We start from the raw sequence: 14,317 nt of genomic DNA, 5'->3' as shown, positions 1-14,317 counted from the left end.
TCATGCTGAAATCCCTTGTGGAAGCCGCCATCAAACAGCGGCTGGTGGTTTGCGTGCTGGCGGTGGTGCTGTTCTTCTTTGGCCTGCGCGCGGCAACCAAACTGTCGGTGGATGCCTTCCCCGACGTCACCAACGTGCAGGTGCAGATCGCCACCGAAGCCACCGGCCGCTCGCCGGAGGAAGTGGAACGCTTTGTCACGGTGCCGGTGGAAATGGCCATGACCGGGCTGCCGGGCCTGGAAGAAATGCGCTCGCTCAACAAGGCGGGCCTGTCGCTGATCACGCTGGTGTTTACCGATGCGACGGATGTCTATTTTGCGCGGCAACTGGTGATGGAGCGCCTGATCGAGGTGGCCGGGCGCATGCCCGAGGGCGTGACGCCGGTGCTCGGCCCGGTCTCCACCGGCCTGGGCGAGGTCTACCAGTACACGCTGGACCGCGTCGATGATGGCAAGCGCGCGCTCACGACCGAGGAACTCTCCGAGCGCCGCATCGCGCAGGACTGGGTGGTGCGCCCGCTGTTGCGCTCCATCCCGGGCGTAGCGGAAATCAACTCGCAGGGCGGCTTTGTCCGGCAATACCAGGTGCTGGTCAACCCGGACCGCATGCGGCATTACCAGGTCACGCTGCAGCAGGTCTACCAGTCGCTCGCGCGCAATAACGCCAACTCCGGCGGCGGCGTGCTGCCGCACTACGCCGAGCAGTACCTGATCCGCGGCGTGGGCCTGGCCCGGGGCGTAGAGGATATCGGCAGCATCGTGCTCAAGGAGGTCGCGGGCACGCCGGTCTATGTGCGGGATGTGGCCAACGTGACCATCGGCCACGAGGTACGGCAGGGCGCGCTGGTCAAGAACGGCGAGACCGAGTCGGTCGGCGGCATCGTCATGATGATGCGCGGCGGCAACGCCAAGGAAGTGGTGAGCCGCGTCAAGGCCCGCGTGGCCGAGATCAACGAGCGCGGCATGCTGCCGGGCAAGCTGCAGATCGTGCCGTACTACGACCGCAGCGAGCTGGTGGACTCCGCGCTGTGGACCGTCACCAAGGTGCTGCTCGAAGGCGTGGTGCTGGTGGTGATCGTGCTGTTCCTGTTCCTGGGGGATGTGCGCTCGTCCGTCATCGTGCTGGCCACGCTGGTGCTGACACCGCTGATGACCTTCATGGTGATGAACCAGGTGGGCTTGTCGGCCAACCTGATGTCGCTCGGGGGGCTGGCCATCGCCATCGGCCTGATGGTGGATGGCTCGGTGGTGGTGGTGGAGAACGCGTTCGAGCGGCTCGGCCACCGCGACAAGAGCGGCATGAGCAAGACCGAGATCCTGGTCAAGGCGGTGCAGGAAGTGGCCACGCCCGTGATCGTCGGCGTGGGCATCATCATCCTGGTGTTCCTGCCGCTGATGACGCTGACCGGCATGGAAGGCAAGATGTTCGCGCCGCTGGCGTTCACCATCTCGATTGCGCTGGCGATCTCGCTATTCCTGTCGCTGACGCTCTCGCCGGTGTTGTCGTCCTACCTGCTCAAGGGCGGCGCGGAGCACGATACCTGGCTGATCGCCTTCATGAAGCGCCACTACCTGCGCATGCTGCACTGGGCGCTGAATAATAGCCGCAAGACCGTGATTGGCGCGGTGGTGGCATTCATGGCCACCGTGGCCATCGTGCCGCTGCTGGGCACCTCCTTTATCCCCGAGATGAAAGAGGGCTCGATCGTGCCGGCGCTGGACCGCGTGCCTAACATCTCGCTGGAGGAATCGGTCAAGCTGGAGATGGAAGCCAACAAGCTGGTGCTGTCGGTGCCCGGCGTGAAGTCGGTGGTGTCTGGTGTGGGCCGCGGCGAGAGCCCGGCCGACCCACAGGGCCAGAACGAATCGACGCCGATTGCTAGCCTGAAGGACCGCGACGAGTGGCCCGACGGCTGGACCCAGGACGATATCGCCAACGCCATCCGGGAGAAGCTCAAGGCCATTCCCGGCGTGCAGATCGTGATGGCGCAGCCGATTTCCGACCGCGTCGACGAGATGGTCAGCGGCGTGCGCTCGGACGTGGCGGTGAAGGTGTTCGGCGACGACCTCGACAAGCTGCGCGAGCTGGCCGGCGAGATCGCGCGGGTTGCCGGTGGCATCCAGGGCTCGCAGGACATCCGCATCGAGCGGATCTCCGGGCAGCAATACCTGTCGATCGAGATCGATCGACAGGCCATCGCGCGTTATGGGCTCAATGCCTCCGACATCCACGACATCATCGAGATCGCCATCGGCGGCAAGCGCGCCACGGACATCTTCGAAGGCGAGCGCCGCTTTGCCGCCGCAGTGCGCCTGCCCGAGGCGTTCCGCGACAACGTGCAGGCCATCCGCCAGTTGCTGGTGGCCACGCCCAACGGCGCCCAGGTGCCGCTGCAAAGCGTGGCCAAGATCGAGGTCACCGACGGCCCCGCGCAGATCAGCCGCGAAATGGCCAAGCGCCGCGTGGTGGTCATGATCAATGTGAAGGACCGCGACCTCGGCGGCTTCGTCGCCGAGCTGCAGCAGGCCGCACACGCCAAGGTCAAGCTGCCGGAAGGCTACTACCTGGAGTGGGGCGGCCAGTTCCAGAACATGGAACGCGCCATGGGCCACCTGAAGATCATCGTGCCGGTGACCATCGCCGCGATCTTCTTCCTGCTGTTCCTGCTGTTCAACTCCGTGCGCTTTGCCACGCTGATCATCACCGTGCTGCCGTTTGCCTCCATCGGCGGCATCATCGGCCTGTTCGTTACCGGCGAGTACCTGTCGGTGCCGGCCTCGGTGGGCTTTATCGCCCTGTGGGGCATGGCGGTGCTCAACGGCGTGGTGCTGGTGTCGTACATCCGCACGCTGCGTGACTCCGGCTTGTCGCTGGACCAGGCCGTGATCCAGGGCGCGACCCAGCGCTTCCGCCCGGTGATGATGACCGCCACCATCGCCATGCTGGGGCTGGTGCCTTTCCTGTTCTCCACCGGCCCGGGCTCCGAAGTGCAGCGCCCGCTGGCGGTGGTGGTGATCGGCGGGCTGATCACATCGACCCTGCTGACACTGGTGATGGTGCCGACGTTGTATCGCTGGTTCGATAACCGGAAACCGGACCCGATGAAGGACGTGCCGGTGTAACGCGCAGAGACATCGCACAGTCAGGCAACGCCCCACGCGGTCCCGGTGGGGCGTTTTTATTTGGGGCAAGCCGCCGCGCTAACGCATGGCTTCATCCATTCGATATCATGTGCCCTGCAGCGGCACCAGCGCGCACGCTACGGCATGGCATCACACCCGGGTGGGGTGGACGGGGTACCGATGCGGAGCGCGCCGAAGCCTTTTACCGGCCCCCCAAAAAAGAGGTTATTCAGACTTTCGCGTGGATAAGTGGCGGGAAGCAAAACGCTGGTTTGCTCCCCTCTCCCATGAAATGGGAGAGGGGCCGGGGGAGAGGGTGGGCGTTCGCTCAACGTGATGCGCCTCGCTCTTGCGCAGGCCCGCCCTCTCCCCCAACCCCTCTCCCGCCATGCGGGAGAGGGGAGCTACGGCAGCGCTGGATTTGGCCCAGCGATGCATCAACCCACACGAAAGTCGGATGAATCAAAAAGGAAAGAACCGCGTGGCAGGCCCAGCATCAGCACAGATGGCGGCAGAACCCGAAACCGGCGCGCAGGCAGACGGCGCGGCGCCGCCGCCGCCGCAAGTGCATGTCCGGCTTGATGGGCGGGCGCTTCCCGACGCCGGCGAACTCTGGCGCGCAGCGCTATCGCCGCTCTTTGACGTCGAGATTGGTGCCGCATCTGACGCTTTCTCGGCCGAGCTGAAGGGCGTCCATCTGGGCGACAGCCTGATCGCCCGTGTCGGGGGCTCCGTGGCGCATCGCTTCAAGCGGGGCAGCGTCGAGATCCGGCGCAGCAATATCGACCACATCCTGATCCAGCTTTACGTCACGGGCGGCGTTCAGGGCGAGTACGGCAACCGGCCGTTCCATGCGAGCGAGGGATCGATCAGCCTGCTCGACCTGGGGCGGACGTTGGATAGCCGGACGCCGGCGTTCTCGAACATCACCCTCACCGTGCCGCGCGACCGCCTTCCCGCCTCGCTGAGGAGTTGCAACCTGCACGGCACCGTGCTGGATGCCGGCCAGGGTTCCACACGCTTGCTGGCGTCTCACCTGTCGCAACTCATGCTGGCCGGCGCCAGCCTGACAGCGCAGGAGACGGCCGCATCGGTCACCGCGGCGCTGATCATGCTGGAGGGCAGCGGCGCCAAGCTGCGCGATAGCGAGCCCGAAGTGCAAACGGCGGCACGCCGCAGCATGCGCAAGCTGGTACGGCGCTATATCGAACAACATCTGGCCACGGAAGCGCTCTCGCCGGAGCAAGTTGCCAGCGTCTTCCGCCTGTCGCGAGCCAGCCTCTATCGGCTGTTCGAGAGCGACGGCGGTGTCAACGCCTACATCCAGGGCAGGCGGCTGGATCGCTGTTTCGATGAACTGGCCCGATCCAAGGGCAGCGGGCTCAGTATCGCCGAGCTGGCATATCGTTACGGCTATTCCAACGAGAGCACGTTCAGCCGCGCCTTTCGCCGGCGCTTCAGCCTGAGTCCGCGGGAGGTGCGCGCGCTCGCGGAGCGTCCCCGCAACAACTGGCCAGCGGCGTCGGCCAACGGCAGCGAAGCTGCCACCATCAACGAATGGCTGGAGAGCCTCCGGAGCGAATTCACTGCCATCGGTGCCGGCGCCTGACTGCAAGGCCTCCATCCTCGATGTCGATCGCTTGCCCGCCGCACTGCGTGTAGCACGCCAGGCAAGCACCGTCGCATTGGCAACGCCCCGGGCGGCCGGGGTCTTCAAGCGCGGCAGGAAGGCGTGACTCCGGCCGCGAAAGCCGGCTCAGCGCACCTTGGGCTTGCCATACCGGATCGGGACATCGACCGCCGCCCCCGGTGCAAGCAGTGTCTTGAGCTGTTCCCTGGCGCTGACCGCGTCCTGGAACGTAGCGAACGTCAACTGGCTGATGCGCATGTGGTCAAAGTACTGGACCCCGATTGCGGCGTGGCTTAGCTTGCCGATCGTCTGCTGGACTTCCTGGGTCGATACTTGCGAAACAACCACCTCGTTGCGGCTTTCGCCCACAACGCCCCGATCGTTGACGACCAGCGTCACCGCACTGCCCACGGCTCCCGCGTTCTTCGCCGTGGCCGAGGCCGGCAGCGTCTGGAGCGACTGGCTGCCAAGGCGAACGACCGTTGCGCCCGCAAGGCTCTTCAATTGCGCGGGCGACAGCTGTTGCCCAGCCACATAAGTCGACGCGCCTGCGTAGCACAGCGTGGTGGCCAGCGCTGCGACGCCGCACAGCAAGCCCTTGAAGGACAAATTCATTTTCATCATCATTCTCCTCGCCCCGTTATTTCGCGGCAATCACACGGTATTCAACAGCCAAGGGCTTGCTGAGCTTGACGCTGACGCCGTCGGCTTCCGGCTGGAAACTGCTGCACGTGCCGGGCGCAGCGGTGGCCGGCATCACGCTGACCGCATACACCTCCCAATTCCCGGCGGCGCTCTCGCCATGGAATGCATAGCTGCCCAGCCCGTAGCTTTTCACTTCCGGAACGCCCGTGCTGTAGTAGCTGTTGTATGGAACAGCGAGTGCGGAAATGGTCCCGGAGGGCGATTTGACAAAGACGCCAACGCTGCCGACGCAGATGGAGCCGCTCAGTCTCAGCTGCAGGGCATCCACCTTGTCATTGCCGCCGACCGTGAACTGCCCCAGTTTCTGGACCGAGCCGTACTTGAGCTGGGCGCTATCGGCGAACGCCTTGGTGAAGTCGCCAATGGCCAGGGTTGCCGGCTTGTAGGCACTGTACGCCTTCGCCAGCCTGACAGCGGCCGCGGCATCCGCCAGGCCGAAGCCGTACCAGTTCGAGTAGTAGTTGCCCGCGGCATTCTTTTGCCAGCCCAGATCCAGCCGTGCCGTTTGGCTGCCATCGACGAGGCCGGCATCTTCGCTGCCGGTAAATGTCCCCTGCTTCAGGTCAAGCCGGAGATTCCGGTTGTCGCGCGAGCCATAGTCCGGATCGATTCTCCTGGCGGTTGCGCGCAGAATCTCGCGCACGTCTCGCCACGTCAGGTTTGGATTTGCCGCCAGCATCAGTGAAACCACCCCCGAAACGGTCGGGGTGGCGGCCGAGGTGCCATTCATGCTGGCATAGTCGCAGTTCGGATTATCTTTCTTGTTGGTTGCGCTGCCGCCAATGCTGAATGCGTTGGTGAGTTCCAGGAAGTTGCGGCTATAGCCTCTCGCGCAAGAGCTCAGGTCGGTCGAGAAGATCATCGGACCGGAGCCGAGCTCGCCGTATTGCCCCGCTTCTCCGAATTCACCGCCAAGCCCGGTGATCCAGTTGACCGCCCCGGCGTTGGAGTAGCTTGACTTGATGCCCTTGGCGTTGGCCGCGCCGACCAGGATGACACCTGGCTCCAGCGCCTCTGTGTCGTTCGCGGGATTCTCGCAACTGATGACGCCGCGTATCCCACCGACATCCGGGCAAAACCTGGGGTTGTCGCCGCCGGTGTTGTTGTACTCATTGCCTGAGGCCTTCACCATGACCAGGCCCTTGCCGCTTCTCAGGTTTGGAAAGGCCCTGATGACGGAGCTGCTCCCGGATTCGGTGTCGTACTCGTCCGGCACTACGGGATTGCCTCCGTATGATGCATTGATGATGTGGGCGTTCCTGGACCAGTCGGCACCGCCGTAGGCCTGCAAGATACTGGCATTCGCGGTGCCGATGAAACGCGCGCCGCCCAGGGTGGCGCGGGGCGCGATGCCAATCACGCCTTTCCCATTCTGCGCCGCGCTGATGATGCCGGCGACATGGGTGCCATGGGCCTCCGAAACGTTATTGGGGATATCGGCGGGCGTGGGGTTGTTGGTGCCGTCGTCAAAGTTGTAAGTCATCGACTTGTTCACATTGGCGGCCAGGTCCTCATTGCCGATATCGACGCCGTCATCGAGCACCAGGACATTGACGCCCTGGCCTTTGATGCCCGCGGCGTGCACGTCTTCCACGTTGAGATCGGTGACGCCATCCGCGATCCCGGAGAAAGACTTGAAGTAGCTGGTGGCCTGCTTGAGCGCCCATTGGTAGATGTAGAGCGGCTCCGTGGCCCCGGTCTGGCAGGCGAACTTCGCATCCACGCCGGTTTCGGCGCAGGTGGACGCCGGGGGCACCGGCGTGGGCGTGGGCGCGGCGGGCGTCTGAGCGTTCGCGGCCGCGTTCTCTGGATTGTCACCTCCGCATGCCGAGAGCGCGGCGGCGGCCAGAAGTGTCAGCGATATGAATGTCGTCCTACTTTTCAACATGAGATTTCCCGCCTTCAATATTGTGTTTTCAGTACGCTATGGCTCGTGCCGGGCGCATCCCGCAGGAACTGCATGGTGCCGGCAAGCCGCGGCGCGCTGCGCCGCGCACAAGCTGCGCTGCCGGGCTGCTATCGAGAGCCTTTGGGGTGGCCTGGTCGTGCGCGGCCAGGTGGCGGCAAGCGAGTCGTGCTTGCCATCGAAGGTCGCGTGCCACTCAGGCCCGGGCCGCGCTCTTGCTAGATGGGTGGCGCGTACCACGAACCGGCGCCAATTTTTGCAGAGTTATCGTTTAGTCACTTGACGCTGTGTCTCACAAAAACCGACGTTCTGTCTCACATGAGGGGGCCGGGCCGTGTTCAACGGGGCGGTTGCCTGTGGCGGCCATGATTCAGGATGGTGAGCGCGTCCATCGTCGTGCCAAGCGTGATTGCTAAGCAGATAGGCCCAGCCGGCGTAGCAGGAAATGGATCAGGACGCGCACACGCTGCGGCATGTGGCGATTTGATGGGTACATACTTCTGCGTCCAATGCACAATAGAAAGTACCCCCAGCAATTGAAACAGCCGCTGTGCGCGCATCAGTGATCCCTTGGCATCCCGGATGCAGTCGATGGCGCATTAGGGAGTGCGACTGCCTTGGCCTGCGCTTCGAAAATCATGGAACGCCACCACCCCATAGGCGACGATGGCCTCGGTGGTGACCTGCCTCCGGACTATCGGCATCAGGATGGTAGCCACGGCAAAGTCGAGCCCATCGAAAGCGAGAAGCACGCCGAGGCCGGCGACGATGCGCACAAGAGGCCTGTTGCGCATCCGATGGGAGAGACAAGGAAACGCTTCGGGTCTGCAAGAAGGTAGCCGTGAAGCCGCCTCGACTTGCGGGGCCCCGTCACCTCGTACGTCCAGATATTCAGTCCATCGGCCTGTTGGCAGCATCGTTGATTTTCAACCAATCTGGCAGCTTGCAATCGGAGGGCTTCCCTAGCGCGATACTTGCGGGGGATCGCTCTTAAATACAGTGACTACGCTCATGGTATCTACCTATATTCCCTGTTTCTTCTTATGAAATAGAGTGTAGACACTCGATATGAGCAAAAGTGGCGGATGAACTCGTTTCAACCGTCTCGCACAGCAAGAGGGGATAAATGCATCAAATCAAGCTCTCGCCCCACATTGTGGAGCGCGCCCAACGTCAGCGTGGCGGACACCTGACACCAAGGCCGATTGATGTAACGCGCACCGCACACCTTGTCATCGATCTCCAGGTGGGATTTCTGGAAGTTGGTGCTCCCGTAGAAGTGCCTGTTGCGCGTGAAATCGTTCCGAACGTCAACCGGATATGTACTGCAGTGCGAGAGGGCGGCGGGGTCAATGTGTTCCTGCGATATACCTACGATCCGCATGAGCGAACCCCGTGGACGCGATGGTACGAAAGGTTCTGTGGCCCGGAAGTCGCCGCTCTATCCCGCGCAGCTTTCCGCCGTGGTGCGCGAGAGCATCAGCTCTGGCCCGAACTTGATGTTCGAGAGGGTGATTGGATCGTCGAAAAAACACGCTTTAGTGCATTTACGCCCGGAACCTGTTCACTGCACGAACGGCTGATGGAGCGCGGCATCGAAACAGTGATCATTACCGGCACACTCACCAACTGCTGTTCCGAGTCCACGGCGCGCGATGCCCACCAGTTGAACTATGACGTCGTGTTCGTTGCAGACGCTAACGCGACGCTAAGTGACGAGGAACACAACGCCACGCTGAATAACCTGTATCCCACCTTCGTCGACCTGATGCTTGCGGACGAACTGACGGAGAAGCTTGGGACCCCACCTCATCGTTCGATGACAGCGAACGTCCTGCCGAGCATCGCCAAGTAGTCGTGTAGACACGCCACCCCAAATGAATCGAATACGCGCTCGACGCATGCAGAGGTGCCATAAGAGGCACGACAGCGCGGCGCATGAGGAAGGTTCGCGCGGCGGAATGACCGCCTTTTCGCCCCGCGCTCATGCGCTTTATTGGCGGATTGCAAGCTTGCCAGCACAGGCCTGACAGGTCGGCCCACAAGGCCCCAGCTACCTGCCCATGTGCTGGACTGTACGACCAACCAAATCAATCGGGCCTGAAGTCAGGCGAAAGAGCGAAATGTCCAATACCTCTGAAATTACACCTGGCAGCGGGGTAGTTCCGCATGCATCAGGAGCCGATGCCGCTTCCGGCGAGCATGACGACTATGCCCGTTCGAGAGTGCCTGATCACGCTAAGCGTGGAGCAGGCTCGATTCTCACCGTACTGGTTGGCTTCGTCACAGCCTTCTTCTTTGTACTCGTCGGGGGGCTGTTCCTGGCCAAGAGCGGCGCCGCCGCGACGTGGTCCGGCCTCGTCATTTCGTTCGTGATTTTGGTCGTCCTCACGCTCATCGTCTGCCGGACCGCATCGCAAGAAGGCTTGACCGCCGAACTGCTGACCCGGGGAACTGGCTTTGGCGCAGTGGGTTCGATTCTCCCTTCCGCTATCTATGCAAGCACCTTTGTCATCTATGCCGGGACTGAGGGGCAGATCCTGGCTCACTCCATTAACCAGATCTTTCATATCCCCGAGCAGATCTGGTACGTGGTGGTCTCCCTGATCTTTCTGCCGATGGCCTGGAATGGCATTAACACCATGACGAAGATTCTTGCATGGACCGTGCCGGTCTACGTCATTCTCCTTGGGGCCGCGATTGTGGCTGCGTGGAACAAGAATCCCGGAATGCCTTCCGGCATGTTCACGGCCATGCCCGCGGGCGCGGTTGGGGGTGTCGCCGGCACCATCGCGATTGTTGCGGCGCTGGCGGGGACGGTGGGTATCAATCCATTCGAGGCCGCGGACTACAATCGCTTCATCCGGGCCGAAGAGTTCAAGCGTAAGGCGCTCATCAGCGTTGTTCTGCCGTATGCGCTGCTTTTCTTTGGGGCCATCCCCCTGGGTATGTATTTCACGCTTGTGACCGGGAGCGTGGACCCATCGATCTACTTCATCGGATTGATTGGATTGCTTCCCGGTGTTGCGCTGGCATGGGTGTCGCAAATCCGCGTGAACCTGACGAATCTCCATGTGAGTTCCGTAGCGTTTGCGTCCGGGGCCGAAGCCGTCGGGGCACGCAAGCTCCACCGCCGATTCTGGCTCCTGATGGTAACTGTTGCGTCGATCGCCCTGATGTGGTTCAACGTGCTGGGTAACCTTACCGTCTATCTGGAATGGACTGGCATCTTTTTGCTCTCTTGGGTCGCCTGTGTCGTATCGGACATTGTCGTAGTCCGCGGTGCATTGAAAATCGTGACTGGCCCGATTGAATATCGTACCGGCCACATCCGCGCATGCAATCCGGTCGGTGTCATTGCGCTGTTGTCGGGCACGATTGTCGCCTCATGGCTCTGGTTCTTCGCAAAGGACCCAATCCTTGCAGGCCTGTCGGCGTACATCGGCTTTGCTGTTGCCTTCACGGTCCATGTTGCTCTGGCGGTTGCAACTAAAGGTCGAACTTACTTTGCCGATGCGTCTGATGAGCGCCTCGCTGTTAACAAGCGATGTGTGGCCATGTAAAGAGAGTGTGGATCGATCATGGATTCAACTTGGCCCTGCGCGATTGGCGACGCGGATCCATCCGCGCTCGATTCGCTTGCATACTCATCATCTTGCGAAGCAGAAACAGGAGGGCGATGCGCTCGCCCTGGTTGAGATCGCCGTAAGTGTTCTCAGTCACGTCTTTGGCGAAGGGAATCGTCTTCTCGATGAAGCGAACAGCCCCCCATTTCCTTGGCGGTGCATAGCATGACGAACTGAGCAGCCGCCAGGTCCTCACTGCATCGTCTTCAGATCCCCGATGCGGATCAGCATCTCGGTGAACATCTGCATGTCCAGGTCCAGGTCGGTGACTTCCTTGTACTCCTTGGCGTTGTGCGCGGTGTACTTCTTGCCGGGCATGGCGGGGCCGAAGTTGATGGCATTCGGCATCAGCTTGGCGGTGGTGCTGCCGGCGGTGGGCACGGGCTTGGCTTCCAGCCCCGTGGTGTCGCCGAAGATGTTGAGCAGCGTGGACAGCCACGCGCCTTTAGGGTCGCGTGCCATCCAGTCGCCCTGGTCGTGGCTGATGGTCACCGTTGCGTGGTTGGCGCCAGCCCAGGCGTTGATCTTGTCGGCCACGGCCTTGGACAGGGCTTGCGGCGTGTTGCCGCGCGGCATGCGCACGTTGGTGGTGACTTCCAGCTGGCCATTTTTTTCCTGGACGAGGTTGGGCGACAGGGTGAGCGGGCCCATGAAGTCGTCTTTGTAGGCCACGCCCATCTTTTCGCCGAAGTAGCCCGTGCCGTACAGGTCGTCGAGGTACTTCGCTGCGCGGGCGTAGTGGTTGTCGGCCAGCGCGATGCCGGATTCCCGCAGGAACAGCGTCAGGCGCGGCAGGGGATTCACGCCTTCCTCAGGCCGGGAGCCGTGGGCGGAACTGCCGGTGACCTTGACCTCCAGGCTGTCGGCGCGCTGGGTGATATCGATGGCGAACTTGCCCTGCGGCGCGTACTTCTCGATAAAGGCGGCGCGTGCTGCTTCAAGCCGGGCGCGGGTCGCGTTCAGGTCGCCGCCCTTGAGTTGCGCGCTCGCGGTTTGCGGCACGGCGTTGGCGGCGGCCGCGCCGCTCATGCCGACGATGGCGGTAGCGTTGCCGTCGGTGGCCTGCACGGGGAAGAACACCTTCAGGCTGCCCGAGCCTTTCTCGGCCACCACGGCCGGGTATTTGCTGTCGAGCACGATGTTGTACTCGGGCAGCTTCGTGTGCTGCCGGTAATATTTCATGCCGTCGCCGCCCGTTTCCTCGGTGGTCTCGATCATCAGCCGGATGGTTCGGTTGAGCTTCAGCCCGCTTTCCTTCACGGTCTTCATTGCATACAGCACGGTGGCAATCGAGCCCTTGTCGTCGATGGTGCCGCGGCCGTACAGATAATCACCCACGCGCGTGACCTTGAACGGATCGAGTTTGGTGCCGTCGTCCAGCACCCATTCGTCCGCCACGGCAGGGACGACGTCGGCGTGGGTAAGCAAGCCGAATTCTTCCTTGCCCGTGCCCGGCAGCGTGACTTCGAACACGCGGTTGTCGACATTGCGGAAGGTGAGGCCGAAGTCCTTGGCCATGCCTTCCACCAGGTTGCCGAAGGCGATGATGGCGGGGTTCTCATGCTGCGGGATCTTGTCGTCGCGCACGGTGCGCAAGGCCACCATGCGCTCGATGGCGCCGATCACCGCCTGGTGGTTGTGAATCCGGTTATAGAGGCCCAGCAGGCGCCCGATATTGGTCAGGTCGTCGCCGTGCAGCGGGGCGTGCTTTTGATAGGCGGTGACACTGCCTGCCAGCGAGGGATCGGCCTTGGCTGCCGCACTCAGGAATGCGTTGAAATCGGCTGGCGGGCTGGCCTGCGCGGCGGCGGCTAGTGCGTCGAGGCCGGGTTTCTTCAGCGTGTCCGCGAGCGCGGGCTGCCCCACGGCCAGCGTGAGCAGGGCAAGCGATGCGAGCAAGGTCGAGCGTTTCATGGGCAGGGCTCCCAAAAAACGAAGGATGTTCGCATGAGTTGGCCAACTGGTGCAAATCCCGCCGGGCGGCCGGCAGCCGCGGCGCGCTATTTCCTGCCGACCATGTACTTCACGCCCTGTGGCCCGTAGCGCTCCGAGTGCGCTTCGTTGGCGCGCAAGTGGAATTCATCCCCGGCCCGGAAGGCTTGTTCCTCGCCTTCGGTGGCCAGGTAGAGCATGCCTTCGAGAATCAGCGCCCTGGCTGCGAAGGGATGCGCATGGACGTCAAGAGATCCGTTAGCCTCACGGGTGACGGTGACGACTTCCTGGAACCCCTCGCGAGCGAGGAGAGCGGCAAAGGCTTCAGGATCCATGGCTGCTCCCTGTCCGTGCGCTTGGTTCGGTCTTTGAATATAGGCGTAATCCGTAGGCCCGGCGCATGGCCCTGGCGGCTACATGGCCTGGGGCACGAAATCGGATCTGTGTTGCCGCGCGTCCCTTGGGTCAGGGTGGTGATGCCGTTGGGCAGGATATCCGCCGCTTGGCAGTCCACCAGATGCATTGCCGGCCAACAGCGCATTCAGGCTCTCCGGCAATCTGCCCGGACCGCATGCCGCCGCGGGAGGGTGGTCGAAGTCGCTCGGCGCCAGGCTGGCGCCGAGCAGCTTGCCGAACGCGTTGAGCTGCACGTCGGAGGTCAGCCCCGCGCTGCCTGCGAGTGCAGGGCAGACGATCCATGTGGTGCCATCCCTCTTGTAGATGTGCAGGATTCTTACCTGGTCTGCCGGCTGCAATTGCCGCTCTTCACATGCGACCTGCTCGAGCCCAAATGCGCGTACGAAGTCGTCGGCCTGGCGATAGCCGATGCAGACGACCACCTTGGGCCGCCAGTGCGCGCAGAGCGTGCGCAGGAAGCGGAATCGCCCGCCATGCCGGCACAGGTCCAGGTAGCGATCCTTGGGCACGAGTTCGGACTGGCCGCGGAACACTTTGGACCAGGGTGTCAGGCCATCGAGCATGACGGGCAGCGGAAACAGGTTCAGCTTGAATTGCGCGCCGTCGGGTGCGTAGAGCTCGTCCCGGTAGTACGCCTTCCAGTCATTGTCATCCAGCCGGATACCGAGCGCTTGCGCGCGCGCTGCGGCCATGATGCGGGCAATGCGCTGGTGGTTCAGCCATTTGCCCATGTCTTCCCGATGCTTCGCGCGAAACTCCGCATCCCATGCCGGTGGCTCCGTGCGCGACCGCAATGGCCCCGCCAGGCGCTCGTACCAGGGATGCGGGCTTCTGTCGCAGATCCAGAGACTGGCCCTGGGGTTTCCGCCTTCCATCCCTACGTACGAGGCAAAGTAGTTGTCTAGTTCCTGACGCGTGAATACCCCTGTGTGCTGCACTTTTGCCCCCCTACCTTTTGGTGGGACCCCGTTTTCACCGA

General features: G+C 62.7%; 10 protein-coding genes. 4 read left to right on the top strand and 6 right to left on the bottom strand.

Features of this window, described 5'->3' with window-relative positions:
* Positions 1–2 precede the first annotated feature (2 nt).
* Together AC1Q7Q_RS14695 and AC1Q7Q_RS14690 are read left to right on the top strand one after the other, a co-directional pair.
* Positions 3–3,122 (top strand): efflux RND transporter permease subunit, encoded by a 3,120-nt coding sequence (locus AC1Q7Q_RS14695; protein ID WP_492376191.1) that lies wholly within the window; start codon positions 3–5, stop codon positions 3,120–3,122.
* A 505-nt stretch (positions 3,123–3,627) separates the two neighbouring features.
* Complete coding sequence (locus tag AC1Q7Q_RS14690; protein WP_492376588.1) at positions 3,628–4,731, top strand: helix-turn-helix domain-containing protein; 1,104 nt, start codon at positions 3,628–3,630, stop codon at positions 4,729–4,731.
* A 147-nt stretch (positions 4,732–4,878) separates the two neighbouring features.
* On the opposite strand, the gene AC1Q7Q_RS14685 is transcribed toward AC1Q7Q_RS14690, so the two are convergent.
* From AC1Q7Q_RS14685 to AC1Q7Q_RS14675, 3 genes are all read right to left on the bottom strand, one after another.
* On the bottom strand, positions 4,879–5,367 hold the full coding sequence (locus tag AC1Q7Q_RS14685; protein ID WP_492387177.1) for a hypothetical protein: 489 nt from the start codon (positions 5,365–5,367) through the stop codon (positions 4,879–4,881).
* A gap of 25 nt (positions 5,368–5,392) precedes the next feature.
* Positions 5,393–7,345 carry a S8 family peptidase gene (locus AC1Q7Q_RS14680; protein ID WP_492376586.1) on the bottom strand — a complete coding sequence of 651 codons (1,953 nt, stop codon included), beginning with the start codon at positions 7,343–7,345 and terminating at the stop codon, positions 5,393–5,395.
* 721 nt (positions 7,346–8,066) lie between these two features.
* Positions 8,067–8,348 (bottom strand): conjugal transfer nickase/helicase domain-containing protein, encoded by a 282-nt coding sequence (locus tag AC1Q7Q_RS14675; protein WP_492376589.1) that lies wholly within the window; start codon positions 8,346–8,348, stop codon positions 8,067–8,069.
* Positions 8,349–8,489: 141 nt separating this feature from the next.
* On the opposite strand from AC1Q7Q_RS14675, the gene AC1Q7Q_RS14670 reads away from it, so the two are divergent.
* Both AC1Q7Q_RS14670 and AC1Q7Q_RS14665 read left to right on the top strand, forming a co-directional pair.
* Positions 8,490–9,218 carry a cysteine hydrolase family protein gene (locus AC1Q7Q_RS14670; protein WP_492376584.1) on the top strand — a complete coding sequence of 243 codons (729 nt, stop codon included), beginning with the start codon at positions 8,490–8,492 and terminating at the stop codon, positions 9,216–9,218.
* A gap of 268 nt (positions 9,219–9,486) precedes the next feature.
* Complete coding sequence (locus tag AC1Q7Q_RS14665; RefSeq protein ID WP_492376583.1) at positions 9,487–10,926, top strand: purine-cytosine permease family protein; 1,440 nt, start codon at positions 9,487–9,489, stop codon at positions 10,924–10,926.
* Positions 10,927–11,181: 255 nt separating this feature from the next.
* Here the strand turns inward: AC1Q7Q_RS14665 and AC1Q7Q_RS14660 are convergent, their stop codons facing one another.
* From AC1Q7Q_RS14660 to AC1Q7Q_RS14650, 3 genes are all read right to left on the bottom strand, one after another.
* Positions 11,182–12,903, bottom strand: coding sequence for a dipeptidase (locus tag AC1Q7Q_RS14660; protein WP_492376582.1), 1,722 nt, complete (start codon positions 12,901–12,903; stop codon positions 11,182–11,184).
* An 86-nt stretch (positions 12,904–12,989) separates the two neighbouring features.
* Complete coding sequence (locus AC1Q7Q_RS14655) at positions 12,990–13,256, bottom strand: cupin domain-containing protein (RefSeq protein ID WP_492376581.1); 267 nt, start codon at positions 13,254–13,256, stop codon at positions 12,990–12,992.
* Positions 13,257–13,334: 78 nt separating this feature from the next.
* The gene (locus AC1Q7Q_RS14650) at positions 13,335–14,069 is read right to left on the bottom strand and encodes an XpsR family transcriptional regulator (protein WP_492376580.1); all 735 of its coding nucleotides are present in this window, start codon (positions 14,067–14,069) and stop codon (positions 13,335–13,337) included.
* Positions 14,070–14,317 lie beyond the last annotated feature (248 nt).

The sequence above is a fragment of the Cupriavidus sp. GW823-FHT07A04 genome (genome assembly GCF_058794615.1).
This window is presented reverse-complemented; position numbering and strand designations above follow the sequence as displayed.